Here is a 24,845-nt window from a genome sequence, read left to right on the forward strand (position 1 = left end):
ACCCCTTATTCGCGCAGCCGGATCAGCCCTTCTTGTGCGACACTCGCGACCAGCCGTCCATCGCGCGCAAAGATTTGTCCGCGGTTGAAGCCCCGCGCATGGCCCGCCCAGGGGCTGTCGGTCGCGTAGAGCAGCCAGTCGTCGGCGCGGAAATCCTCGTGGAGCCACACCGCGTGGTCGAGGCTCGCGGTCTGCAGACGGTTCATCATCCAGTTAACGCCGTGGGGCAGCGTGCAGGTGCCGAGCAGCGACATGTCGGAGGCATAGGAGAGCACCGCCCGGTGCAGCGCGGCATCATCGCCGATCGGCGCGACCACGCGGAACCAGCTAAATTGCCGCGGCTCCTGCTTCACCGGGTGGAACCAGCTTCGCGGCTGGACCGGGCGTATCTCGATCATGCGGGGCCGGGTGAACTGATCGCGGAATTTCTCCGGGACCTCGTCGATCATCGCGCGGCGGAGATCGCGTTCGGCCTGCAGGTCTTCGGGCGGTGGCACGTCGGGCATCGCGTCCTGATGCGCGAGGCCGTCCTCGGGCACCTGGAGCGAGCAGGCCATGTTGAGGATCGGCCGCCCGCGCTGCATCGCGATCACGCGGCGGGTGGAAAAGCTCTTTCCGTCAAAATCGCGCACCACGCGGTAGATGATCGGATGCGCCTCATCTCCCGGCCGCATGAAATAGGCGTGCAGCGAATGCGCAGTCTTGGGCGATTCGGTCGATCGCTGCGCCGCCTGAAGCGCCTGCGCGATGACCTGCCCCCCGAACACGCGCCCGAATCCGTCATTCCCGCGCGGACCCCGGTAGAGATCGGTATCGATCTCCTCGACGTCGAGGAGATCGACAAGATTCTGCGCGAGTTGCGCGGGGGTAGGTTCTGTCATCTATTCATTCCTCCCCGACACGGGGAGGGGGACCAAGCGAAGCTTGGTGGAGGGGGCCCGCCACACGCGCATCGCATGGGGCAGGGCCCCCTCCACCACGCCCTGCGGTCGCGGTCCCCCTCCCCGTGCCGGGGAGGAACTGAAGTTTCAATACCCCGCCGCTGTCGCCAGCGCATCGGCATGAAAGTTCGCATCCCCGAACATCTCCGCGAGCACCCGCGCGCGCTTCATGTAGAAGCCGATGTCATACTCGTCGGTCATGCCGATGCCGCCGTGCATCTGGACGCCTTCCTGCACGCTGAGCGTCGTCGCCATCGCCGTCATCGCCTTGGCGACGGAGACGGCAGCATCTGCCTTCAGGTCGCCGCAATCGAGTAACTGCTGTGCCTTCAGCACCGCCGCGCGCGCAACCTCCATCTCCGAATAGAGATGCGCTGCGCGGTGCTGGAGTGCCTGGAAACTGCCGATCGCGGCGCCGAACTGCTTGCGCTCCTTGAGGTAGCTCACCGTCAAATCCATCGCCCCCCCGCCGACGCCGAGCAACTCCGCGGCTGCGCCGGTGCGCCCCGCGCGCAGTAGCCGGTTGAGCGGGTCGCGGCCGGCATCGACCTCGCCGATCACCGCATCCGCGTCTACGGCTACCCCATCGAACCGCATCCGCGCGGCCAGGCTCGAATCGGCAAGCCTTTCGGCCTCGGCTGTCAGCCCGGCCGCATCCCGCGGCACCGCGAACAGGGTCACGCCCCCCGTGTCGTCGGCACTGCCCGCGGTGCGCGCGGCGACGATCAGCAGGTCGGCGACATGGCCGTGGGTCACGAACTGCTTGGCGCCGGTAAGGCGGAAACCGTTGCCCGATCGCTCGGCCTTCATGGCGATCGACGCTCTGTGCTTCGCGCCCTCATCGATCGCCAGCGCCGCGACCGTTTCTCCGGCGAGAATGCTGGGGAACCAACGCTCGGCCTGCGCGGAGCCTTTCAGCGCCTCGACGGCTGCGACGGCGGTCGAGAGGAAGGGGGAGGGCGACAGGTTGCGTCCGATCTCCTCCAGCACGACGCCCGCCTCGACATGACCGAGGCCAAGGCCGCCCTGATCCTCGCCGATCAGGATGCCGGTGAAGCCCATCTCGGCGAACTGCTTCCAGAGATCGCGGGAGAAGCCGGTCGCGTCCTTCTCGTCGCGAAGCGCGCGCATATGGCTGACAGGTGCATGTTCGGCGACGAAGTCCTTCGCGGTGTCGCGGAGCATCGTCTGTTCGTCGTTGAGGTAGAGGGGCATTTCCTACTCCGTCACCCAAGCGAAGGCTGGGGTCCATGGCTCTCTCGGGTGGCACTTCATTCAGTGATAGACCCCAGCCTGGGCTGGGGTGACGTTCAACGGCTCAGGCTCCCGGCAACTCCAGGATCCGCTTGGCGATGATGTTGAGCTGCACCTCGCTCGTCCCGCCCTCGATCGAATTGGCCTTGGTTCGCAGCCACGCCCGAGCCGCCCCGCCGCCGCCCGATCGCTCGCTCTCCCATTCCAGCGCATCCGAACCGCCCGCCGCCATCGCCAGTTCATGCCGGCTCTTGTTCAGCTCGGTTCCATAATATTTCATCATGCTTGGCTGGGCCGGATGCGCACGTCCGGCCTTCAACTCGTCGATGAACCGCTCGGACATGGCCGCGAACGCCTTCGACCGCACCTCGAACTGCGCGATCTGCGCACGGAGCAGCGGGTCGGCGAGCTTGCCGTCGTGATCGACGCCAATCGTCGCGATCGCGCCGTCGATCAGCGGGTTGCCGCCAGTGCCGCCCAGGCCCATGCCGGAGATCATCTCGCGCTCATGGCCGAGGAGGTATTTGGCGACGTCCCAGCCCTTGTTCTCGTCATGGATGCGTTGCGATTTCGGCACCTTCACATTGTCGAAGAACGTCTCGCAAAAGGGCGAATACCCCGAAATCAGCAGGATCGGCTTCGTCGAGACGCCGGGAGACGCCATGTCGAAAAGGACGAAGCTGATCCCGCCCTGCTTCGACTCTTTCGACGTGCGCACGAGGCAGAAGATCCAGTCGGCCTTGTCGGCATAGCTCGTCCAGACCTTCTGTCCGTTGAGGACATAATGATCGCCCGCATCCTCGGCGGAAGTCGCAAGGCTGGCGAGATCGGAACCGGCATTGGGTTCCGAATAGCCCTGGCACCACCGGATTTCGCCGCGCGCGATCTTGGGCAGGTAATCGAGCTTCTGCTCCTCGGTCCCGTATTTCAGCAGCGCCGGCCCGAGCATTGAAATGCCAAAGCTGTTGAGCGGATTGCGCGCACGGATGCGGGCCATCTCCTCACGCAGCATCTTCGTCTCGGCTGGCGTGAGTCCGCCGCCGCCATAAGCCTTGGGCCAGTCCGGCACGGTCCAGCCGCGTGACGCCATCGCGTCCATCCATTCCTTCTGCCCCGGCTGGAAGTCGGGATGGCGCCCGCCCCAGCACGCGTCCTTTTCGGAACGGACGGGCTCGCGCATCTCTGGCGGGCAATTCAGCTCCAGCCAGGCGCGGGTTTCGGTGCGGAAGGTGTCGAGGTCGGTCATCACTGGCTCCGGACAAGATCGTGCGCCGCTCTGGCGACGGCGATGGCGGTATGGTCATGATAGCGGTCGGCGATCACCTGAACGCCGATCGGCAGGCCGTTGGGATCGACGGCGATTGGCACGCTGGTGGCGGGCAGCAGCGGGAAGGTCGCGAGGCCGGGATAGGCGATCTGGGCGCCGAAAGGGGTCGGCACCCCGTCGATTACCGCGATCCGCTCGGCGATCGGCGTGTCGTCATGTGCGAAGGCCGTCGTCCCCCAGGCCGGCGCGATCACCGCGTCATAGGATCGGAACAGCCGCCGCCAGGCGCGGCGGCAATCGGCCTGCCGATCGAGCAGGACCGGCATCGGCGTGGAGGGCGGGCCGCCCGGACCCGGTCGTCCCCGTGCCATCGCGACCGCGAGGATTCGCATGTAGTCGGCGTGTTGCGATTCCAGATCGGGAAGGAGGTCGCTCTGATGATCGACCGTCGCGCCGGCGGCTGCGAAGGCGGTCCCCACCTTTTCGACCGCGCCTGCCACATCCGCCGATGCAGCCGCGAGCGGGTGGCGTGCGAGAACCAGGATGCGCCAATCGCCAAGCCGGCGCGGGGCAGGCCTGGGTAGCGGGAGGTCGGCGGTCAGATCGAGCGCGAGCGCAAGGTCGTCGGGATCGCGCGCCAGCGGGCCGATCACGCTGAGATTGGGGGCGGCTCCTTTCGTGCGCGGGAAATAATGTCCCTCGGCATCTAGCATCCCGAAAGTCGGCTTATGGCCCCAGACGCCGCAAAAGGCCGCTGGCACGCGGATCGACCCGCCGATATCGGACCCCATTTCCAGCGGAATGAAACCCGCCGCGAGCGCTGCCGCCGATCCCCCCGACGATCCGCCGCTGACCCGGTCGGGATGATGCGGATTGCGGGTACGCCCGTAATTGGGGTTGTTCGACTGCAGATCGGCAAGACCGAGCGCGACATTGGTCTTGCCGAGGATGATCGCGCCCGCCGCCTTCAGTCGCTGGACAGCGACGGCATCCTCATCCGCCACATGATCGGCATGTTCGGCAAAGCCCCAACTCGTCGGCAGGCCGGCGACGTCGAAGCTCTCCTTCACCGTCATCGGCACGCCGAGCAGCGGCGCGTCGAAGCCATCCGAGATCCGCTGGTCCAGCGCCGCGGCGGCCGCGCGGGCGCGATCGAAATCGCGAACGACGACCGCGTTGAGCGCCCCGTCGCCCGCCTCGATCCGCGCGATGGCCGCTTCGGTTTCGGCGCGCGCGCTGGTCTCGCCGCTACGGACCGCGGCGGCCGTCTGGAGGGCGGAGCGTTCCATTACATCCCCGCCGTCACCCCGGCAAAGGCCGGGGTCCAGCGTTTCAGATGGCGCTGCTCAGGACACTGGGTCCCGGCCTGCGCCGGGATGACGCGCGAGGTAGGGTTCACTTCAGCCTACCACCGCTCGCGGCGGCGTCCTTCAGCGACCGCGCGACCGCGCACCCATGCTTCTCCAGCCCCGCGACGATCTTGGGCAGCCCTTCGGTCCCCGCCCAGAACATCGGCCCGCCGCGATAGACCGGCCAGCCATAGCCGTAGATCCACACCACATCGATGTCGGACGCGCGCTGCGCCTTGCCTTCCTCCAAAATCAGCGCGCCTTCGTTGACCATCGGATAAAGCGTGCGCTCGACGATCTCCTCGTCGCTGATCTCGCGCGGGGCGGGCGCGCCCGATTTCTGGCGGAACTCCTCGATGATCTCGGCGACGCGGGGGCTGGGGGAGGGGTTCCGCCTCTCGTCGTAGTCGTAGAAACCGGCCTGCGTCTTCTGCCCCCAGCGCTTCTCGGCGGCGAGCGCGTCGCGGATGCTTTCGATCCGGGTCGGGTCGCGGTGCCAGCCGATGTCGACGCCGGCGAGATCCGACATCTGGAACGGCCCCATCGGCATGCCGAAGGCGACATGGACCTTATCGACCTGTTCCGGCGTCGCGCCCTCCATCAGCAGCTTCATCGCCTCGATCTGGCGCGGCGCGAGCATGCGGTTGCCGATGAAGCCGTGGCAGACGCCCGCCACCACCGCCACCTTCCGGATTTTCTTGGCGAGTGCCATTACCGTGGCGAGGACGTCCTTCGCGGTCTTCTCCCCGCGCACGACCTCCAGCAGCTTCATGACGTTCGCGGGCGAGAAGAAGTGCATGCCGACCACATCCTCGGGTCGCCCGGTGCTCGCCGCGATCTCGTCGACGTTGAGGTAGCTGGTGTTCGAGGCGAGAATCGCGCCCTTCTTGACGATGGTGTCGAGCTTGCCGAACAGCTCCTTCTTCACGTCCATATTCTCGTAGACCGCCTCAATCACGAGGTCGCAGTCGGCGAGATCGTCGAGGCTCAGCGTCGGAGTCAGCGCACCCATCGCGGCCTCGACCGCCTCGGGTTTGATCCGGCCCTTGGCGGCGGTGGCTTCGTAATTCTTGCGGATCACGCCGGTGCCGCGATCGAGCGCGTCCTGCTGCATCTCGACGATCGTGACCGGGATGCCCGCCGACAGGAAGTTCATCGAAATCCCGCCGCCCATCGTGCCTGCGCCGATCACGCCGACCTTCTTGATCGGGCGCAGCGGCGTGTCGGCCGGCACGTCGTCGATCTTCGCGGCCTGACGCTCGGCGAAGAAGATGTGGCGCTGGGCGGCGGACTGGACGCCCATCATCAGCTTCATGAACTCTGCGCGTTCGAAGGCGATGCCGTCGGCGAACGAGGCGCCGGATGCGGCCTTCTCCACACAGGCGATGTTGGCGGCAGGCGCATCGAAGCCGCGGAAGCGGCGGGCGTTTTCCTTCCTGAACGCCTCGACCGCCTCCGGATCGGGCGTCACATTCTTCTCGCTGGCGCGCGGGAGCGGGCGGTTCGATGCAACCTCCCGGGCGAAGGCGATGGCGTCCGCCTCCAGGCTGTCCTCACCCGCCAAACGGTCGATCAACCCCGCATCCTTCGCGCGGCTCGCAGAGATCGGATCGCCCTTCGCCGTCATCTCCAGCGCCAGCTTCACGCCCGCGATGCGCGGGATGCGCTGCGTCCCGCCCGCACCGGGCAGCAGGCCGAGCTTCACCTCGGGCGTCCCGATCTTCGCCGACGGCACCGCGATCCTGTAATGACAGCCGAGCGCGACCTCGCACCCGCCGCCCAGCGCGGTGCCGTGGATCGCCGCAACCACCGGCTTGTCGGCCGCCTCGATCATGTCGATGACGGTCGGCAGCCCCGGCTCCTGCATCGGCTTGCCGAATTCGGTGATGTCCGCGCCAGCAAAGAAAGTGCGTCCATCGCAGCGGATGACCATCGCGGTGATGCTCGCATCCGCGACACCTTCCTTGACGCCCGCCTCCAGCCCCTGCCGGACGGCGGCGCCGAGCGCGTTGACGGGCGGACTGTCGGACACGATCACGAGGACATCGCCGTGGCGTTCGGTGCGGATGGGGGACGTCATGTCAGGCTCTCCAGAAAATCCGTTCGTTTCGAGCGAAGTCGAGAAACGGGGGCAGTGTTCCGTGAACGTATCTCGACTTCGCTCGATACAAACGGGAGGGGCGTAAGATCATCAGGTCATCGCGGCATAGATCATCGTCTTCAGCTCGCGCCGGATCGGATAGGTGCTGCTAGGCGATAGCTGGGTCATGAACACCATCGTCACGCGCTCGACCGGATCGACGAAGAACGCGGTCGAGAACATCCCGCCCCAATAATATTCGCCCTTCGATCCCGGGATCATCGTCTTCGCGACATCCTCGTTGATCGCGAACCCCAGCCCGAAGCCGGTCCCCGCATTCGCCGCCTCGCTGAACAGCGATTTCGACAGCGTCGCGAGATCGGATTTCCCGGGCAGGTGGTTCTGCGTCATCAGATCGAGGGTCTTGCGCCCGACGAGCCCTCCGCCGCCCGCCAGCAGCGCGGACGTGAACTTGTGATAGTCGATCGCGGTCGACACCAGCCCGCCACCGCCGGAGACCAGCTTCGGCATCCGGCTCCACGCGCTCGCCTCGCCGCGGTCATACATGATGCGGCCCTTGCCGGGCACTAAGGTGTAGCAGTCGGTCAGCCGATCGATCTTGTCCGCCGGCACCTGAAAGAAGGTGTCGTCCATCCCCAGCGGCGCGAAGATGCGCTCCGCGAAGAATCGGTCGAGCGGCATGTCCGACACCCGCTGCACAACCGCGCCGAGCACGTCGGTCGCCACCGAATAGTTCCAGCCATCGCCCGGCGAGAACTCGAGCGGCAGCTTGCCCAGCGCTGCCACGAATCCGTCGAGATCGAGATGGCCGTGCCAGTTCTCGATCTTCCCCTCGCGATAGGCGGCGTCCACGTTGCCGCGGTTCTGGAAGCCATAGGTCAGCCCCGAGGTATGCCGTAGCAGATCGACCATCCGCATCGGCTGCTCGCAGGGCTTCGTCAGGAACGGCACCCCGCCGCCGCCGCCACTGTAGACGCCGATCCCCTTGAACTCGGGCAGGACGTGGTGAACCGGCGTATCCACCGCGACCTTGCCTTCCTCGACCAGCATCATGAACGCGATCGAGGTGATCGGCTTGGTCATGCTGGCGATGCGGAACAGCGAGGATTCGTCGATCGTCTTCCCGCCTTCCCGGGCGGCGCCCTGATGCGAGAAATGGACGACCTCGCCCTCGCGCGCGATCAGCAACTGCGCGTGCGGCAGCAGCCCGGTGTCGAGATAGCGCGCCTTGACGAACGCATCGATCGCGGCGAGCCGATGCCCGTCGAAGCCGTGCGATCCGGGCTTGGCGATTGTCATGGGACGAGCATACCCCCGTTTCGAAACTTGCGCGACCCTATTGCCTTGAGTAGCGCAGGAATCAACACTAACCTCGCAAGTGACGTAACGTAAGCCAAACCCGACATTCCAATTGCCGCAATTGGCTGCTCCTGAGAGAGGATTGCCGTGACTACAGAACCGCTCGTCGCGCTCGACCCGTCCTGGCCGAAGATGACGCTGGCGCAGGTCACCGCCGCGCTGACCGCGCCGGGGGCGAAGTTCGAGATGGGGATGGCCGACATCCACGGCGTGCCGACCCGCGTGTGGAAGAACGCACCGCCGACGCTGGCCTGGCTCGCACAGGCCGCGCGTGCGCACGGCGACAAACTGTTCACGATCCATGAGGACGAACGCGTAACCTATGAGGCGGCCTACCGTGCGACGGCTGCGTTGGCCGCACATCTCGCGGCGCTAGGCGTGGCGAAGGGCGACCGCGTGGCGATCGCGATGCGCAACCTGCCCGAATGGCCAGTCGCCTTCTTCGCCGCGGCGAGCCTCGGCGCAATCGTCGTGCCGCTCAATGCGTGGTGGACCGGGGCCGAGCTGGAATATGGCCTCGCTGATTCGGGCGCGAAGATACTGATCGTGGATGGCGAGCGGCATCACCGGCTGGCGGCGCATTATGCTGCGCTCCCGGCGCTGGAGCATATCCTGGTCGCGCGCGCCTCGGCTCCGCTCGAAGGCGTGGCTGCACGGCTGGAAGACGCGATCGGTACGCCGCACGACTGGGCGACGCTGGCGGAGGTGGCGTTTCCCGCAATCGATATCGCGCCCGACGATGACGCGACGATCTTCTACACCAGCGGCACCACCGGCAATCCGAAGGGCGCGCTCGGCACGCACCGCAATCTCACCACCAATATCCTGTCGAGCGGCTATTCCGCCGCCCGCCAATTGCTCCGCCGCGGCGAGGTGCCGCCCGCCGCGCCGATCCCGAAGACGATGCTGACGGTGATCCCGCTGTTCCACGTCACCGCGTGTTCGGCGACGATGATGATGGCGATCGCCAGCGGATCGACGCTCATCTTCCTGCGCAAATGGGACACGGTGCGCGCGATGGAGATCATCGAGCGCGAGAAGGTGAACCTGACCGGCGGCGTCCCGACGATCGCGTGGCAGTTGCTCGAGCATCCGGATCGCGAGAAATATGATCTCTCCAGCCTGGAGGCGATCGCCTATGGCGGCGCGCCCTCCGCGCCCGAACTCGTCAAGCGCATCTACACCGAATTCGGCGCGCTGCCCGGCAATGGCTGGGGGATGACCGAGACGATGGCGACGGTCACCGCGCATTCGGGCGAGGACTATCTCGCCCGCCCGACAAGCGCCGGCCCGCCGGTCGCGGTCGCGGACCTGAGGATCATGGACGAGGCGGGCGAGCGTGAACGCGCCACGGGCGAGGTCGGCGAACTATGGGCGCGCGGCCCGATGATCGTGCGCGGTTACTGGAACAAGCCGGAGGCGACCGCCGAAACCTTCATCGATGGCTGGGTCCGCACCGGGGATCTCGCGCGGGTGGACGAAGACGGGTTCCTCTACGTCGTCGACCGCGCCAAGGACATGATCATCCGCGGCGGCGAGAACATCTATTCGACCGAGGTGGAAAACGTCCTCTACGCGCATCCCGCGGTCACGGACTGCGCGCTGATCGGCGTGCCACATCGCACGTTGGGGGAGGAGCCGGTCGCGGTCGTCCATCTCTGCCCCGGATGCAGCGCGACCGAGGCGGAGTTGCAGGGCTGGGTGCGCGAGCGGCTGGCGGCGTTCAAGGTCCCCGTCGCGATCCGCTTCGTCGACGAGACGCTGCCACGGAACGCGAACGGCAAGATCTTGAAGAAGGACCTGAAAGGCCTGTTCGAGGACCGCGCGGCTGCGGCCTGATTGTCTTGTAGCCGTCACCCCGGACTTTGTTCCGGGGTCTACTGCGCAGCGATGACGATGCCTTATTATGACGAGCTATGCGTGCGGGTGGGTAGACCCCGGAACAAGTCCGGGGTGACGGGTGGACTACGTCCGGCGCAGTAAATCCACCGCGTCAGCCAACCGCTCGTCGAGTAGCTCCAGCAATCCCGTCCAGTCGAGCAGCTTGCCCAGTTCGCCCGCCCCATCGGAAACGCCGCGCAGGCCTGCGAGCGGCACGCCAAAGCGCTGGCAGGCGCGCAGCACCGCGAAAGTCTCCATATCGACCATGTCGGCGTCGATCGCGGCATAGGCGTCGCCGCTGACGATATCGCTGCCGGTCGATAACGTAGCGGTCGGCACGCCGGTGAAGGGCGTGTCCAGCGGCTGGACCGGCGCCAGGTCGAGGAACGGCGTCACGCCTTTGGGGATGCCGAGCGCGCTGGCGTCGATGTCGCGCCACGATACGCTCGCGATCTGATAGACCGCGCCAAGCGTGCAGCGCCGCGACCCCGCCGAGCCGAGCGAAACCACGCGGTCGGGCAGGGCACTCTTGTCGGCGAGCGCCTGCAACGCCAGAGCCGTGCCGATCGCCGCCTCGATCGGGCCGACGCCGGTGATGAGCGGGTTGATCCGCGCGCGCAGGGCGGGGCCGTATTCGTGGGTCGTCGCCATGACGAACAGCGTGCGCCGCCCGCCGATCTCGGCGCAGTCCCAGGTCAATCCGGCAGCACCGCTGATACCGCCGCTTTCCACCCGGCAAGCCGTTCCTCTCGCACGCCAGCCTCGATCGTCGGCTCGAACATCTCGACCTTGCCGCGCATCGCCGCGGCCTCGCTCAGATCGCGGAACATGCCGCACCCGACACCCGCCAGCATCGCGGCGCCCAGCGCGGTCGTTTCGGCGAACTTCGGCCTTTCCACCGTCAGCCCCAGCATGTCGGCCATGTCCTGCGCCATCCAGTCGTTGGCGACCATGCCGCCGTCGATCCGCAGCTGCGACCAGTCCGCGCCGTCGGCGGCAAAGGCAGTCTTCAGGTCATGCGCCTGATGCGCCATCGCCTCCAGTGCGGCGCGCACGATGTGGGGCTTGCCGGTCGCGAAGCTGAGGCCGGAGATCGCCGCCCGCGCCTCAGGCTCCCACCACGGTGCGCCGAGACCGGACAGGGCCGGGACGAGATACACGCCGCCATTGTCATCGACGCTGCGGGCCAGCGCATCCGTTTCGCTCGCCGCCGCGATCAGCCCGACCGAATCGCGCAGCCATTTTATTAGGCTCCCGGCGACGAATACCGATCCTTCCAGTGCGTATTGGCGTTCGCCGTTCAGCTGCCATGCGACGGTCGCGAGCAGCCTGTGTGTGGATTTGGGCGGTGTCGTGCCCGCCTGGGTCAGCACGAACGCGCCGGTGCCGAACGTCGCCTTGGTGTCGCCCTCGCCGAGACAGGCCTGTCCGATCGTCGCGGCCTGCTGGTCGCCCGCAAGGCCGCACACCGGGATCGACCCGCCGAACAGTGTCGTCCGTCCGAACTCGCCCGCACAGTCGACGATCTCGGGGAGCGCACGGCGCGGCGCGCCGAACAGGTCCGCCAGCTCGTCATCCCAGCCGCCGTCGAGCGCCATCAGTGCGGTGCGGCTGGCGTTGGAGGCGTCGGTGACGTGCGCGCCGGTCAATTTCCAGACGAGCCAGCTCTCGATCGTGCCGACCGCCAGCCGGTCGCCCGCCTCGGCGAGTTGCGGCCATTCGCGCATCGCCCAGCCCATCTTGGAGCCGGAGAAGTAGGGATCGAGGATCAAGCCGGTCTTGGCTTGCACTGCATCCTCGTGGTCCGCATCCCTGAGCGCGCGGCAATCGGCGGCGGTGCGGCGGTCCTGCCAGACGATCGCGGGCGCCAGCGGCTCGCCGGTCGTCTTGTCCCAGAACACCACCGTCTCGCGCTGGTTGGTGATGCCGATCGCGGCGATATGCTGCGGCCCGCCCGCCTGCGCGACCATCGCGCCGGCGACCCGCAGCGTCTTGCGCCAGATTTCGGCGGCGTCATGCTCGACCCAGCCGGGGCGGGGATAATGCTGCTCCAGCTCGGTCTGCTCGCTCGCATGGCAGCGCCCGCCGGCGCCGAACAGCATCGCGCGGGTCGAGGTCGTGCCCTCGTCGATGACCAGAATCTTCTTATCCATGGGCGAACGCTAGCGCGGATTACATCGCGACCGAAACCCGCTAGTTTCAAATCCGTCGCTCGAAAGGATGTTGATGGCCGACCTACCCGATTCCGAACCCGTCGCCGCAGCATCGCCGACCGTGCCAGCGGCGGCGGGCGCCTTCGGGCTGCCGATCGGGGGGGATTCGCCGGAAGACATGCGCATCGCACTCCGGCGCGATAGGCTGCTCGCGGCGCTGACGCTGTTGGCCGGGGTCGGGGTCGCGCTCGGCACGCCGTTCGCGCTGAAGAGCGGGGCGGAGTTCTTCCTGCCGACGACGGCGGCGCTCGTCATCGGGATCGCGCTCATTCCGCTGCTGGAGTGGTTCGAGCGGCGCGGGTTGCCGTCCGCGCTTGCGGCGTTCATTTGCGTGATCCTGTTCGTCGCCGCGGCGAACATCGCGCTGGCCGCGATCGTGGTGCCAGCGACCGAGTTCTTTCGCCTGCTGCCGCTGCGGATCGGCCGGATCCAGCACAATCTCGCGCCGCTGCTCGATCTCTATTCGAACCTGGAAAAATACGCGAACCGGACGCTGCGCCAGATCGCATCGACTCCGCCCAGGGCGAGTCCGACGGCAGCGGTTTCGCCGCCAAGCTCGATTCTGGAGCTTGCGGCGACCTCGGCACCGGCGGCGATCATCCAGGTCTTCTACGGCATCCTCGTCGCGTTCTTCTTTCTCGCAAGCTGGACGAAGCTGCGCAAGCGCACGATCACCGGGCGGATGAGCTTCGGCGGTGCCATGGCGACCGCGCGGGTCATCCAGGATGTGGTCGATGACGTCTCGGCCTATCTCGGCACGATCACCGCGATCAACGTCCTGCTGGGCCTTATCGTCGCGGGCGCCTTCTACGCCATCGGCATGCCGTTTCCGCTGATGTGGGGCGGTCTGGTGACGCTGCTGAACTATATCCCCTATTTCGGGCCCGTCATTGCCGCGCTGCTGATGGCGATCGGCGGGCTGATGACCTTCACCGACGTGTGGATGGCGATGGTCCCGCCGGCGATCATGATCGGCTGCCATCTGGTCGAGGCGAACATCGTGACCCCGCTGATCGTCGGCCACCGACTTACCGTCAGCCCGATCCTGATCCTCATATCGATCAGCTTCTGGGGCTGGGTTTGGGGGACGACCGGCGCGCTGCTGGCGGTGCCGCTGCTCATCATCATCCAGACGGTGATCGGTGCGGCCGGCAAGCCCGATATTGCCGGCTTCCTGTTCGAGCACGGGACGCTCGTCCAGCAGCGCCCGAAGGGTGGCAAACGATGGCGGAATGCCGAGCCTGAAATCTGATTCCGAAAGAATGTCGTGGGCGCTGTTGACAGGTCCGGAAGGGTGCCATAGTGGGCGCGCCTCAACGCTTTCAGCGGGTGTAGCTCAGTTGGTTAGAGCGCCGGCCTGTCACGCCGGAGGTCGCGGGTTCGAGCCCCGTCACTCGCGCCATTCCTTCGCAAAGGATGGCGTAGCGAACACCGAAAAATTAGTCGTTTAAGTCAGGTCGCGACAGGCTTTGGCAAGCTTTTCAGGTGTCTTCAGCGGATGCGAGGGAGGGGCTGCGTCGATGCCCCGATGTCTCGACATACCTCGCCGCGAACGGGTTGGGTAGTCTCCTTCAGCCGCCCGTCATTGCACGCTCGAAGGCTTGAACCGCCGCCACCTCGTCGCCACCCCAGACCGCGTTCGAAACCGCGAGGAAATCGGCTCCAGCGGCCACAAGCGGCGCGGCATTGTCCGGCGTGATCCCGCCGATCGCGACCGAGGGCAGTTCGAACAGCGTCGACCACCAGGACAGGATCGACATTTCCGGCCGGTGCTTCGTCGCCTTGGTCGTCGTCGGGAAGAACGCTCCGAACGCGACATAGTCCGCCCCGGCCTCGCCCGCCTCCATCGCAAGGTGCCGGCTGTCGTGGCAGGTCACGCCGATCTGAACTTCTGGCCCCAGCACTGCGCGCGCGTCGCGCGGATCGCCGTCGTCCTGCCCCAGATGGACCCCGTCGGCGCCCAGCCGCTTGGCAAGGCTAACGCTGTCGTTGACGATAAAGGCCACCTCACGATCGCTGCAGATGCGCTGGAGCGGCTCTGCGAACGCGGCGGCGGCATGCTGGTCGATGTCCTTGGCGCGAAACTGGAAGGCGGCCACCGGACCGGCATCGAGCGCCCGGGCAAGGCGATCGGGAAAGGCGCCGCTCATGTCGAGCGGCGAGACGAGATAGAGCTGGCAGGGTGGCCTGCGCATGTCGCGCACGAACTTTTCAGCGAAATCGGGATCTAGCGGGCCGAGCGGGTCTTGGATGTCCATGCGGTTCCCTAGCGCGTCGGGTCCGCGCACGGAAGTTAGTCGACGATGGCGATCAGAAAGCCGTCCCATTTCTTGCTGCCGACCGTCTGGATCGCGGTGGCGGTCAGCCGCGGTTCGGCCGCGACCGCTTCGAACAGAGCGCGCGTGCCGATCACGCGGTCGTCAGCGGAGGCTGCGTCCAGGATTTCCCCCTCGCGCACCACATTGTCGACCATAATGGTCGTGCCGGGGCGCGACAGCCGCAGCGCGGCGTGGAGATAGGCGACGTTGGATGGCTTGTCCGCGTCGATGAAGATGAGGTCGAACGGGCCGCTAACGCTCGCGAGCGTTTCCACCGCTGGGCCGATGACGATCTCGACGCGTTCGCCGACACCTGCGCGGTCGAGATTGTCGCGCGCGACGGCCGCGTGATGCGGGTCGATCTCCAGCGTCACGACGCTGCCTGTCGGCCCCACGGCGCGAGCGAGCTCGATCGTCGAGTAGCCGCCGAGCGTTCCGACCTCCAGTACGCGCCGGGCGTTCGCCATGCGCACCAGCAGATGGAGCATCCGTCCCTGCGGTGGCGACACGTCGATATCGGGCAAGCCAGCGGCCGCATTGGCCGCGAGCGCACCTTCCAGCGCCGTATCGCGGCCGAGAAGATGTTCGGCGATGTAGCGGTCGACCGCCTCCCAGGCCGGATCGGGCGGGGAGAGGCGCTCGACCACCGCCTTATTCCTCGCCCTTGTAGATGCGCACGAGTTTGTCGAGCATCGCGAGCGCCTCGTCACGCGGACGCTGGAAGGTGTTGCGGCCGATGATCGACCCGTTGCCGCCGCCGTCGCGAATGTCGCGTGCGTCCTGAAAGACCGCATCGGCGCCCTTGGCCGCGCCGCCGGAAAAGACGTTGATCCGGCGCCCGGCAAAGCTCGCCTGGCGGACATGCGCGACGCGCTTGGCCATCGTCGACCAGTCGCCGCCCTCATACGCCTTTTTAGCGTCCTTCTGCTCGATATGGTCGGTCGGCAGCTTGGTCTTGATGATGTGCGCGCCGAGCAGCGCCGCCATGTGCGCGGCATAGGCGCCGACATCGAGCGCGAGTTCACCGTCCTTCGACAACTCGCCGCCGCGCGGGTAGGACCAGAGGACCGAGACGAGCCCGACCGCCTTCGCCTGCGCGGACAACTCGCGAAACTCCTCCATCATCTCGAAGATGTTGTCAGAGCCGGGATAGATGGTGAAGCCGATCGCGGCGCAGCCGAGGCGTAGCGCGTCGTCGACGCCGCCGGTCACGGCCTGATCGATCGAGGTCGCCCAGCTGTTCGAGCTGTTCACTTTCAGAATGGTCGGAATCTGGCCGGCAAATGTCTCGGCGCCCGCTTCCAGCATACCAAGCGGAGCGGCATAGGCGCTGAGCCCCGCATCGATCGCAAGCTGGTAATGGTAATGCGGATCATAGGCCGGCGGGTTGATCGCGAAGCTGCGCGCAGGGCCATGTTCGAACCCCTGGTCGACCGGCAGGATGATGAGCTTGCCTGTGCCGCCAAGCCGTCCCTGCATCAGGATGCGGGCGAGATTCGCCTTCGTGGCGGGGCTGTCCGATTCATATTTTTCCAGGATCGCACGTACGGCCGGGGTCATCGCATTTCCTTTTCGGTTAATTACAAAGTTAGCCAGCGGCGAAGCGCCTGATCGACCTGTTCCATCGCGGTCGGGGAGGCACGGCCGATCGCGCGGACTATTCTGGCCCGACGAAGTGACTGGACCTTGTCGATCTGCACTTCACTCTCCTCGCGCAAACCGGTGCCCGGTTCCGGCGCAAAAGCGATCCGAAACAGGGCATTGCCGGTAACGATACTGGTGATGGGGCAAAGCGTGAACGACCCGTGCGACGCATTGAACAGATCGGACTGGACGACGAGGAACGGACGGGGCTTGGCAGAATAGTCGCCGGGCCCCGCCGCCAGCACGATCATTCCGCGGCTTATTTCCAAGAGCCGTCCTCAGCTTCGATTGCCTCCCAGAAGGCGTAATCGTCTGCGGCATCGCCCTCGGTTGCGCGCAGCGACTGGCGCCGCGCTTCGGCCTTGAACGCCTCGTCGTGGAGATCGACATAGCGGCGAACCGCTTCGCGCGCGATATCGCTCTTGCTGCGCCCCTGCGTGCGCGCGACGGACGCGAGCCGCTGTTCCAGATCCGTGTCGAGTCGTACACCGAGCATACGCGCCTCCGTTTAACGCGTTAAACGCTAGGCTTCGAGCGTCGGCATTTCAACCGTTTTACGTGATGAGCGCCGCCACCCCCGGCAGCTCTCGCCCTTCCATCCATTCGAGGAACGCGCCGCCTGCGGTCGAGACGAAGGTGAAGGAGTCGGCGACGCCCGCATGGTTGAGCGCGGCGACGGTGTCGCCGCCGCCCGCGACCGAGACGAGGCTGCCGTCCTCGGTCAACGCCGCGGCGGTCTTTGCCAGCGCGACGGTTGCGGCGTCGAATGGTGGTGTCTCGAACGCGCCGAGCGGGCCGTTCCAGACGAGCGTGCGGCAATTCTTGAGGACATCACCAAGCGCCTCGACCGCGGCTGGTCCGATGTCGAGGATCATCTCCTCGGCTGCGACCTCGTGCACGTTGACGGTGCGCGTTTCGGGGTTTGGCTTGAACGCCTTTGCGACGACGACGTCATAGGGCAGGTGGACGGTGCAGCCGGCCCTGTCCGCCGCGTCCAGAATGTCGTCCGCCGTGCCGGTCAGATCGTGCTCGCACAGGCTCTTGCCGACGTTCACGCCGCGCGCCGCGAGGAAGGTGTTTGCCATGCCGCCGCCGATGATGAGGTGATCGACGCGAGTGACGAGGTGCTTCAGCACGTCGAGCTTGGACGAAACCTTGGCCCCGCCTACGACAGCGGCGACGGGATGTTCGGGGTTGCCGAGCGCCTTCTCCAGCGCATCGAGTTCCGCTTCCATCGCCCGTCCGGCGAAGGCGGGGAGGGCGTGCGCAAGGCCTTCGGTCGAGGCATGGGCGCGGTGGGCGGCGGAGAAGGCGTCGTTGACGTAGAGGTCGCCGAGCGCGACGAAGCGCTCGACCGTCGCCGCGTCGTTCTTCTCCTCGCCGCCGAAGAAGCGTGTGTTCTCGAGGACCGCGACATCGCCCTCGCGGAGCGCCGCCACACCAGCGGCATCGTTTTCCCAATCGATGTAGGCGACAGGTCGTCCAAGCACGGCTTCGTATGCGCTGCGGACTCGCGATAGCGACATGCCCGGGTTCGGTTGCCCCTTGGGACGGCCGAAATGCGCGAGGATCAGGACGATGGCGCCCTTGTCGGCGAGCTCGGTGACGGTCGGGAGCGTCGCGCGGAGCCGCGTGTCGTCCGTGACGGTATCGCCGTCCATCGGCACGTTCAGATCCTCGCGGACCAGCACGCGCTTGCCGCGAACATCGCCCATATCGTCGAGCGTCTTGAAAGGCTTGCTCATGATTCTTCGATCCTGATCTCATCGCCGACGGTGATGTGGCCGCCGACCTTCACGCGGGTGCAGACGCCGCCGCGCCAGTCGGACGACAGCGCCGCCCTGAGGCCCGGCGCAAGCGCTTCCATCCGTTCGCACGGATCGGTCTCGCGCGTGACTTCAAGGACTACATCACGGCCGATGCGCAGGCACATGCCGGGCGTTTGCGGCAGATCCATGTTATCGACCAGCAGGTTGGCACGCCGTTCCTGCCAGGGGATGGAGCGGCCAACATCGGCCATCGCCGCGGCCCAGTCGCGGCGTTCCATCAGCGTCACCTGACGGCGCCCGCGTCCGCCGGGTTTCACCGCCCCGCGAAAGTCACCCGTGACGCCCCCATCGATGGTGATCTCGACGGACTCGACGACCTCCATCGGCGCTTTCGGGAAAGCGTGGCGGGCGATGCCGGTCAAGACTCCGTTCGCGTCCGACGATGCCGATACCCGCATCGCGACTTCGCCAGATACGAACGGAGTCTGGCGCATTCTACAGAAACTTCGCCATCGCGGTTGCGGTATCGACCATGCGGTTGGAGAAGCCCCATTCATTGTCGTACCAGCTGACGACCCGCACGAGCTTGCCGTCGATGACTGCGGTTTCCAGGCTGTCGACGGTCGAGGACTGGGGGGTGTGCATGAGGTCGACCGACACTAGCGGCTCGTCCGAATAGACGAGCACGCCCTCGAGCGGCCCGCTTTCGGCAGCCGCCTTCAGGATCGCGTTCACCTCGTCGCGGGTCACGTCGCGCGCGGGCGTGAAGGTCAGATCGACGAGGCTGACGTCGGGCGTCGGCACGCGGATCGCCGAGCCGTCCAGCTTGCCCTTGAGTTCAGGGAGCACTTCGCCGACGGCGCGCGCGGCGCCGGTGGTCGTCGGAATCATCGACATACCCGCCGCGCGCGCACGGCGCAGATCGGGGTGGATCTGGTCGAGAATCTTCTGGTCGTTGGTGTAGGCGTGGACAGTCGTCATCAGCCCGCGTTCGATGCCGATCGCGTCGTTCAGCACCTTTGCAACGGGGGCCAGGCAGTTGGTTGTGCAGGACGCGTTCGAGACGATGGTGTGCTCGGCGGTCAGCTTGTCGTGGTTGACGCCGTAGACGACGGTCAGGTCGACGCCCTTGCCGGGGGCCGAGATCAGCACTTTCTTCGCACCCGCATCGATGTGCTTCTGGCAGGATGCCTTGTCGGTGAAGAACCCGGTGCATTCGAGGACGAGATCGACGCCGAGGTCCTTGTGCGGCAGGTTTGCCGGGTCGCGCTCGGCCGTGACGCGGATGCGCTTGCCGTCGATGACGAGATCGTCGCCATCGGCCGTCACGGTGCCGGGATATTTGCCGTGGACGCTGTCGCGGCTGAAGAGCCAGGCGTTCGACTTCGCATCGGCAAGGTCGTTGATCGCGACGAGTTCCAGATCACTGCCGCCGCGTTCGATCATGGCGCGTGCCACGAGCCGACCGATCCGGCCGAAGCCGTTGATCGCAACCTTCACCGTCATGCCGACATCTCCTGAAATGGCCCGGATCGGCGTGAGCGCGCATCGGGCGAGTCCGTTCGCGGGCGTCCTTGCGCGATGCGGCACGCGCGCGTCAACCACGCGTCAATTTCGGGGCCGCAATTGCCACGATGCGTGGCGCATCAGCGGTGAATCCGCTTGTCGCGGCAGGGCATCGTGGTAATCGAAATGTCATGCCCGATCATGACTCTCTGACCGCGATGGACCGGATCGACGCGGCGATCGCGCGGATCGACGCGGCCGTCGCGCGCCGCGCCGAAGCGACCGAACAGCTGCGCCAGCGCCACGGAACCCTGCGGGCGCGGATGCAGGACGCGGTGGATGCGCTCGATTCCGTCATCACGCGTGAAGGGCGGCGCTGATGGCCGAGGTCACGATCACCATTGGCGGCCGGCCCCACACGCTCGCCTGCCGCGCGGGGGAGGAGCAGCATCTGCTCAACCTCGGCAAGCGGCTGGACGCCGAATGGGCGACGGCGAACCGCGCCGCCGGCGGCCTGGACTCGGAACGTGCGATGTTGTTCCTCGCGCTCATCATGGCGGATTCGCTTGACGAGGCGGAGCGCCGTCCGCCCGGCGAGGGCGCGGGAGAGGCGACATTGATGCGCGTGGCTGACAAGCTGGAGAAACTTGCAGGTGCCCTTGAGCAGAACCCTGCGGGCGCCTAGATTGGATGCGGCGGGTTCTGCCCGGTACGAGCGACACGAACATCCCTGAGGCTATTCATCATCCTTGGGGGCTGTCCCTGCCCAGGCCCTGGCCTGACGCACATGGTTCCCACCTGACGTTACGGGCGTCAGAGGATATTCTCGCAAACGGCCATGGTGGTCCCGCCACCCACCATTTGCCATGACGGACAAGAGAGCCATCCGCGTCGCCGCGCGGCGCGCCCGCGCCGATTTCGCGCCAGCCGGCCCGATCGTCGTCGCGCACGCATTCCTGCATCGGCTACGGCCGGGGCTGGTCGTCGCTGCCTATCTGCCGATCGGCGGAGAAGCGGACCCGGCGCCGCTGGCGGATGCGGCCCGCGCACAGGGGTGCATGATGGCGCTGCCCGTCACGGTCGATCGCGCGACGCCGATCGCGTTTCTGCCGCATGACGACGAATGCGAGATCGTCGACGGTCCCTTCGGCCTCAGCCAACCCGCCGCGCGAGACAAGGGTGTCACCCCCGACATCATCCTGACACCGCTGGTCGCCTTCGATCGGCGCGGAAACCGGGTCGGGCAGGGGGCGGGGCATTACGACCGCGCATTTGCGGCCTATCCGCGAGCATGGCGCATCGGTATCGCCTGGTCGGTGCAGGAAATCGCGGCCTGTCCGGCGGACGCATGGGACGTGCCGCTCCAGGCAATCGCGACCGAAAAGGAATGGATCACGCCATGACGCCAAGCTGGCGCAAACCCGCAGGCGCGCTCGCGATCCTCGTGCTCATCGCGGCGTGGTGCGTGCTTGTCGTCAGCTTGTCTGCGCAGGTTGCGACCTGGCATCCGGTGGTGCAGCTCGTATTCTACATCGGCACCGGAATCGTGTGGATCACACCGCTGAAACCGTTGCTGCGCTGGATGGAAACAGGGCGCTGGCGTTGAGCGCCGCTATTTCGTTGCAGTAGGGAAATAATTTCCGGCGGTCGCGTTCTGAGGGCAAAGGAGGAGTATTTCCTATGCGTATCGCAACTGCCCTCAACATACTGGTCCTTGCCTGCGCGGCACCTGCTCTCGCGCAGCCGGCCCCCGCGACACCTTCGCCAGCCGGTGTCGTCGACCGAGACGTTTTGCACGTGCAGGTGATCCTCGATCATCTCGGCTTCGGTCCCGGCGTGCTGGACGGGAAGGGCGGGCAATCGCTGGTCGCGGCGCTCAAGGGATTCCAGGAAGCGAACGGCCTGCCGAAAACGGGAAAAGCCGATGCCGCGACGCTGCGCGCGCTCTACCCGCACCGCGCCACCCGCCCGACGGTGACGATCGCGCTGACGCCCGCCATGCTCGCCGGCCCGTTCTACACGATTCCGAAGGGCGAGGATGAGCAGGCGAAGCTGCCCGCGCTTGGCTACCGCAACGTCATGGAAAAGCTGGGCGAGATGTTCCACACGACGCCTGCGACCCTCATTGCGCTCAACAGCCCCGACACGCGGCTGGCGCCGGGGGTGAAGGTGATCTTTCCCAACGCACTGCCGACGTCGCGCGACTATGACGCCAAGCTGACGCCCGAATGGCGCGGCACGCTCGCGATGCTGAACGTCGATGCGAACCAGCCGCAGGGCGACAAGGTGGTGGTCGACAAGTCGGACGGCGTGCTGCGTGTTCTCGACAAGCGGGGCAGGCTCATCGCGCAGTTCTCGGCGACGATGGGATCGAGCCACGATCCGCTGCCGATCGGTACCTGGAAGATCAAGGGCGCGGATTACAATCCCAAATTCCATTACAATCCGGCACTGTTCTGGGATGCGAAAAAGGGTGACGAGAAGGCGATGCTCCCGGCGGGGCCGAACGGCCCGGTGGGCGTCGTGTGGCTCGACCTGTCGAAGCCGCATTACGGCATCCACGGCACACCCGAGCCGCAACTGATCGGTCGCACCGAAAGTCATGGCTGCATCCGCCTGACGAACTGGGACGTCGCCCGGCTGTCGATGATGGTGAAGCCCGGCACCGTCGCGGTCTTCCAGAAATGACGAACGCAGGCTGCCGCGCGTGACGAAGCTCGGCTGGTCGATCCTCGCGATCATCCTGATCGGGCTGGCGGCGTTCGGATCAATGCTGTCCTTCGGGTCCGGCGAACACCGTGCATCGGCGGTCGCACGGGTGCAGGCGAAGCTCGAGCAGTCGGCGCCCGATAATGCGGGGGTGCTGGTTGTGCCGGTCGCCGGCGTGCAGCGCGCCGCGCTCATCGATAGCTGGGGCGATGCGCGCGGCGGCGGGACGCGGGCGCATCACGGGATCGACATCATGGCGCCGGGCGGAACACCGGTGGTCGCGGCGGCTGCCGGTGCGGTGGAAAAGCTGTTCCATAGCAATCTTGGCGGCACCACGATCTATGTGCGCTCGCCGCGCCGGGGCTGGATCTACTATTACGCGCACCTTTCCGGCTATGCGCCCGGCCTGCACGAGGGACAGGTGGTTCGCGCCGGACAGACGATCGGCTATGTCGGCGATACCGGCGATGCGGGGCCGGGCAACACCCACCTGCATTTCAGTATGACGCGCACCGGGGCTGCGGACGGTTGGTGGCAGGGCCAGGACGTCAATCCGTTTCCCGTGCTTGCCGGAAAAGCCGCCGGTCGCTAAGGCCACGCCAACGGTTTCCCGACGGGCGTGGCTCGGCGGGACACTTTTACGCTCTTTCCAGCAGGTACATCCATGAAGATCAGCGGCGTCGAGATTCGTCCCGGCAACATCATCGAATATGAAGGCGGCATCTGGCGCGCGGTGAAGATCCAGCACACCCAGCCCGGCAAGGGCGGCGCCTATATGCAGGTCGAACTGAAGAACCTGATCGACGGCCGCAAGAACAACGTCCGCTTCCGCTCCGCCGAAAGCGTAGAGCGGGTGCGGCTCGACACCAAGGATTTCCAGTTCCTGTTCCGCGACGGCGACGCACTGACCTTCATGGACAAGGAAAGCTACGAGCAGATCACCCTCGATGCGGGAATTCTGGGCGACGCCGCGGCGTTCCTGCAGGACGGCATGGACGTCGTGCTCGAACTCTATGACGAGCGGCCGATCTCGGTCGAGCTGCCGAGCACGATCGAGGCGATGATCGTCGAGGCCGACGCGGTGGTGAAGGGGCAGACCGCCTCGTCCAGCTACAAGCCCGCGATCCTCGACAACGGTGTGCGCGTGATGGTGCCGCCGCATATCGGTTCGGGCACCCGGATCGTCGTCGATGTGTACGAGCAGACCTATGTGAGGCGCGCGGACTGACCTGATCGACTCCCCTCCCTGCAAGGGAGGGGCTGGGGGTGGGTCGGTGTCGGGGGCACCGGTCGGCAAGCCCCATGCCCACCGCCCCAATCCCCCGCCCCGACCGGCGTGCGACCCACCGGCAGGGATACATACGGCAGCAGCGCAATCGCCAGACCGTCTCCGTCGGGATGAAGGAAATTCGCCTTCATCCCGAGCGTCACGTCGCCGACGCGCCCTGCGCTATCGATCGCACCGGTCGCCTTGTCGCGGGTACGGACATGGCCATAAGGCGTCCAGCCGATCCTCGCCTCGATCGCTTCGGCCAAACCGACACGCACCACGGTATCGCCGATCAGCACCGTGTCGGTGCGCGAATCCGGCTGATTGTCGAGCGTCCAGTCGGCGATCGAGGTTTCGACCGACACCTTGCCGGGCGCGATCGTGCAGGCCGGGGTGTTGAGGCCGGGTCGGTCGGGACAATACTCGCGGTCTTCCGCCTGCGCCGCGACGGGCAGGAGCGCGAGACAGGCGGCGATCGCCCGGCCATATCTCACCGCAGGCGCACCCAGGTGGGGGCATGGTCGCTCGCCTTCTCGCGACCGCGATATGCCTTGTCCACGCCGGCATCGACCAGCCGGTCGGCGGCCTGCGGGCTGAGCAACAGATGGTCGATCCGAAACCCCGCATCGCGCGCCCAGGCGCCGGCCTGATAATCCCAGAAGGTCCACACGCCGCCCGCAGGATGCCGCGTGCGCAGCGAATCGGTCCAGCCCTGCGCCAGAAGCGCCCGGTAGCCGCTGCGGCTCTCCGGCTGCATCAGCGCATCGTCCTGCATCGCGCGCACGGAATAGGTGTCATCGTCATTGGGAATGACGTTGTAATCCCCCGCGAGCACGGCCGGCACTTCCTGCGCCAGCAGCGCGGCGGCGCGCGCGCGCAGCCGGTCGATCCAGCGCAGCTTGTAGTCGAATTTCGGCCCCGGCCGCGGATTGCCGTTAGGCAGATAGATCGATGCGACGACAAGATCGCCGACCGCGCATTCGAGATAGCGGCTGTGATCGTCCTCGGGCTCTCCGCCGAGGCCGCGCTGGCGCTCCACCGGATCGATGCCCCTGGCGAGCACCGCGACACCGTTCCAGCTTTTCTGCCCGTGCCATACCGCGCCATAGCCCGCCGCGCGGATTTCGCTCTCGGGAAAGGTCTCGTCCGAGGCCTTCAGCTCCTGCAGACACACGATGTCAGGGCCGTCTTCCTCGAGATATTCGAGGAGCCGTGGCAGGCGCGCCTTGATGCCGTTGACGTTGTAGGTGGTGATCTTCACGCG

Annotated in this window: 27 protein-coding genes and 1 tRNA gene; 10 read left to right on the plus strand and 18 right to left on the minus strand. The window is 66.4% G+C overall.

Annotated elements, in window-relative coordinates; all coding sequences use genetic code 11:
- Positions 1-5 precede the first annotated feature (5 nt).
- From BOS5A_RS06495 to BOS5A_RS06520, 6 genes are all read right to left on the minus strand, one after another.
- Entirely contained in the window at positions 6-881 is an 876-nt protein-coding gene (locus BOS5A_RS06495) for an acyl-CoA thioesterase (RefSeq protein ID WP_151954328.1), read from the minus strand.
- Positions 882-1,028: 147 nt separating this feature from the next.
- On the minus strand, positions 1,029-2,156 hold the full coding sequence (locus BOS5A_RS06500; protein WP_151954329.1) for an acyl-CoA dehydrogenase family protein: 1,128 nt from the start codon (positions 2,154-2,156) through the stop codon (positions 1,029-1,031).
- 103 nt (positions 2,157-2,259) lie between these two features.
- Entirely contained in the window at positions 2,260-3,444 is a 1,185-nt protein-coding gene (locus tag BOS5A_RS06505) for an acyl-CoA dehydrogenase family protein (protein ID WP_151954330.1), read from the minus strand.
- On the minus strand, positions 3,441-4,751 hold the full coding sequence (locus tag BOS5A_RS06510) for an amidase family protein (RefSeq protein WP_151954331.1): 1,311 nt from the start codon (positions 4,749-4,751) through the stop codon (positions 3,441-3,443). The genes BOS5A_RS06505 and BOS5A_RS06510 overlap by 4 nt, the downstream gene beginning before the upstream one ends.
- A 106-nt stretch (positions 4,752-4,857) precedes the next feature.
- Positions 4,858-6,891 carry a 3-hydroxyacyl-CoA dehydrogenase NAD-binding domain-containing protein gene (locus tag BOS5A_RS06515; RefSeq protein ID WP_151954332.1) on the minus strand — a complete coding sequence of 678 codons (2,034 nt, stop codon included), beginning with the start codon at positions 6,889-6,891 and terminating at the stop codon, positions 4,858-4,860.
- Positions 6,892-7,002: 111 nt separating this feature from the next.
- Complete coding sequence (locus tag BOS5A_RS06520) at positions 7,003-8,211, minus strand: serine hydrolase domain-containing protein (protein ID WP_151954333.1); 1,209 nt, start codon at positions 8,209-8,211, stop codon at positions 7,003-7,005.
- A 192-nt stretch (positions 8,212-8,403) separates the two neighbouring features.
- Here BOS5A_RS06520 and BOS5A_RS06525 point away from each other — a divergent pair, with 192 nt between their 5' ends.
- Positions 8,404-10,110, plus strand: coding sequence for a class I adenylate-forming enzyme family protein (locus BOS5A_RS06525; RefSeq protein ID WP_151954557.1), 1,707 nt, complete (start codon positions 8,404-8,406; stop codon positions 10,108-10,110).
- Between the two features lie 126 nt (positions 10,111-10,236).
- Here BOS5A_RS06525 and BOS5A_RS06530 read toward each other — a convergent pair whose 3' ends face one another.
- The gene (locus tag BOS5A_RS06530) at positions 10,237-10,884 is read right to left on the minus strand and encodes a 5'-methylthioadenosine/S-adenosylhomocysteine nucleosidase (RefSeq protein ID WP_442800503.1); all 648 of its coding nucleotides are present in this window, start codon (positions 10,882-10,884) and stop codon (positions 10,237-10,239) included.
- Entirely contained in the window at positions 10,848-12,305 is a 1,458-nt protein-coding gene (locus tag BOS5A_RS06535; RefSeq protein ID WP_151954334.1) for an FGGY family carbohydrate kinase, read from the minus strand. The genes BOS5A_RS06530 and BOS5A_RS06535 overlap by 37 nt, the downstream gene beginning before the upstream one ends.
- Positions 12,306-12,378: 73 nt before the next feature.
- Here BOS5A_RS06535 and BOS5A_RS06540 point away from each other — a divergent pair, with 73 nt between their 5' ends.
- Together BOS5A_RS06540 and BOS5A_RS06545 are read left to right on the plus strand one after the other, a co-directional pair.
- On the plus strand, positions 12,379-13,617 hold the full coding sequence (locus BOS5A_RS06540) for an AI-2E family transporter (protein WP_151954335.1): 1,239 nt from the start codon (positions 12,379-12,381) through the stop codon (positions 13,615-13,617).
- Between the two features lie 73 nt (positions 13,618-13,690).
- Positions 13,691-13,767: transfer RNA gene (locus tag BOS5A_RS06545), tRNA-Asp, on the plus strand.
- Between the two features lie 169 nt (positions 13,768-13,936).
- On the opposite strand, the gene thiE is transcribed toward BOS5A_RS06545, so the two are convergent.
- From thiE to gap, 8 genes are all read right to left on the minus strand, one after another.
- Positions 13,937-14,623 carry a thiamine phosphate synthase gene (thiE, locus tag BOS5A_RS06550; protein WP_151954336.1) on the minus strand — a complete coding sequence of 229 codons (687 nt, stop codon included), beginning with the start codon at positions 14,621-14,623 and terminating at the stop codon, positions 13,937-13,939.
- A gap of 35 nt (positions 14,624-14,658) precedes the next feature.
- Positions 14,659-15,330 carry an O-methyltransferase gene (locus BOS5A_RS06555; protein WP_199857238.1) on the minus strand — a complete coding sequence of 224 codons (672 nt, stop codon included), beginning with the start codon at positions 15,328-15,330 and terminating at the stop codon, positions 14,659-14,661.
- Positions 15,331-15,334: 4 nt separating this feature from the next.
- On the minus strand, positions 15,335-16,243 hold the full coding sequence (locus BOS5A_RS06560) for a class I fructose-bisphosphate aldolase (RefSeq protein ID WP_151954338.1): 909 nt from the start codon (positions 16,241-16,243) through the stop codon (positions 15,335-15,337).
- 20 nt (positions 16,244-16,263) lie between these two features.
- Positions 16,264-16,578, minus strand: a complete 315-nt coding sequence (locus tag BOS5A_RS06565) for a type II toxin-antitoxin system PemK/MazF family toxin (protein WP_151954339.1) — start codon at positions 16,576-16,578, stop codon at positions 16,264-16,266.
- Positions 16,579-16,586: 8 nt separating this feature from the next.
- Positions 16,587-16,823 carry a ribbon-helix-helix protein, CopG family gene (locus tag BOS5A_RS06570; protein ID WP_151954340.1) on the minus strand — a complete coding sequence of 79 codons (237 nt, stop codon included), beginning with the start codon at positions 16,821-16,823 and terminating at the stop codon, positions 16,587-16,589.
- 58 nt (positions 16,824-16,881) lie between these two features.
- Entirely contained in the window at positions 16,882-18,072 is a 1,191-nt protein-coding gene (locus BOS5A_RS06575; RefSeq protein ID WP_151954341.1) for a phosphoglycerate kinase, read from the minus strand.
- Positions 18,069-18,479 (minus strand): MOSC domain-containing protein, encoded by a 411-nt coding sequence (locus BOS5A_RS06580; RefSeq protein ID WP_199857261.1) that lies wholly within the window; start codon positions 18,477-18,479, stop codon positions 18,069-18,071. Before BOS5A_RS06580 ends, BOS5A_RS06575 begins: the two co-directional genes overlap by 4 nt.
- 112 nt (positions 18,480-18,591) lie before the next feature.
- Positions 18,592-19,602 (minus strand): type I glyceraldehyde-3-phosphate dehydrogenase, encoded by a 1,011-nt coding sequence (gene gap, locus BOS5A_RS06585; protein ID WP_151954342.1) that lies wholly within the window; start codon positions 19,600-19,602, stop codon positions 18,592-18,594.
- A gap of 191 nt (positions 19,603-19,793) precedes the next feature.
- Between gap and BOS5A_RS06590 the strand changes: the two genes are divergently transcribed.
- The 7 genes from BOS5A_RS06590 to efp all read left to right on the plus strand — a co-directional run bounded on the left by BOS5A_RS06590 (position 19,794) and on the right by efp (position 23,539).
- A complete protein-coding gene (locus BOS5A_RS06590; protein ID WP_151954343.1) occupies positions 19,794-19,982 on the plus strand; it encodes a hypothetical protein in 189 nt (62 codons plus the stop codon).
- Positions 19,982-20,287, plus strand: coding sequence for a cell division protein ZapA (locus BOS5A_RS06595; protein ID WP_151954344.1), 306 nt, complete (start codon positions 19,982-19,984; stop codon positions 20,285-20,287). Before BOS5A_RS06590 ends, BOS5A_RS06595 begins: the two co-directional genes overlap by 1 nt.
- A 181-nt stretch (positions 20,288-20,468) precedes the next feature.
- Positions 20,469-21,005 (plus strand): 5-formyltetrahydrofolate cyclo-ligase, encoded by a 537-nt coding sequence (locus BOS5A_RS06600; RefSeq protein ID WP_151954345.1) that lies wholly within the window; start codon positions 20,469-20,471, stop codon positions 21,003-21,005.
- Complete coding sequence (locus BOS5A_RS06605) at positions 21,002-21,208, plus strand: DUF2842 domain-containing protein (RefSeq protein ID WP_151954346.1); 207 nt, start codon at positions 21,002-21,004, stop codon at positions 21,206-21,208. The genes BOS5A_RS06600 and BOS5A_RS06605 overlap by 4 nt, the downstream gene beginning before the upstream one ends.
- Before the next feature lie 74 nt (positions 21,209-21,282).
- Complete coding sequence (locus tag BOS5A_RS06610; protein ID WP_151954347.1) at positions 21,283-22,290, plus strand: L,D-transpeptidase family protein; 1,008 nt, start codon at positions 21,283-21,285, stop codon at positions 22,288-22,290.
- Between the two features lie 19 nt (positions 22,291-22,309).
- Entirely contained in the window at positions 22,310-22,903 is a 594-nt protein-coding gene (locus BOS5A_RS06615) for a M23 family metallopeptidase (RefSeq protein ID WP_151954348.1), read from the plus strand.
- Positions 22,904-22,975: 72 nt separating this feature from the next.
- Entirely contained in the window at positions 22,976-23,539 is a 564-nt protein-coding gene (gene efp, locus BOS5A_RS06620; RefSeq protein ID WP_151954349.1) for an elongation factor P, read from the plus strand.
- Here the strand turns inward: efp and BOS5A_RS06625 are convergent.
- The gene (locus BOS5A_RS06625) at positions 23,518-24,075 is read right to left on the minus strand and encodes a transporter (protein ID WP_151954350.1); all 558 of its coding nucleotides are present in this window, start codon (positions 24,073-24,075) and stop codon (positions 23,518-23,520) included. The genes efp and BOS5A_RS06625 overlap by 22 nt on opposite strands.
- Complete coding sequence (gene xth, locus BOS5A_RS06630; protein ID WP_151954351.1) at positions 24,072-24,842, minus strand: exodeoxyribonuclease III; 771 nt, start codon at positions 24,840-24,842, stop codon at positions 24,072-24,074. Before xth ends, BOS5A_RS06625 begins: the two co-directional genes overlap by 4 nt.
- Positions 24,843-24,845 lie beyond the last annotated feature (3 nt).

Origin of the sequence: Sphingomonas sp. EC-HK361, assembly GCF_902498785.1 — a bacterium.
GTDB lineage: Bacteria > Pseudomonadota > Alphaproteobacteria > Sphingomonadales > Sphingomonadaceae > Sphingomonas.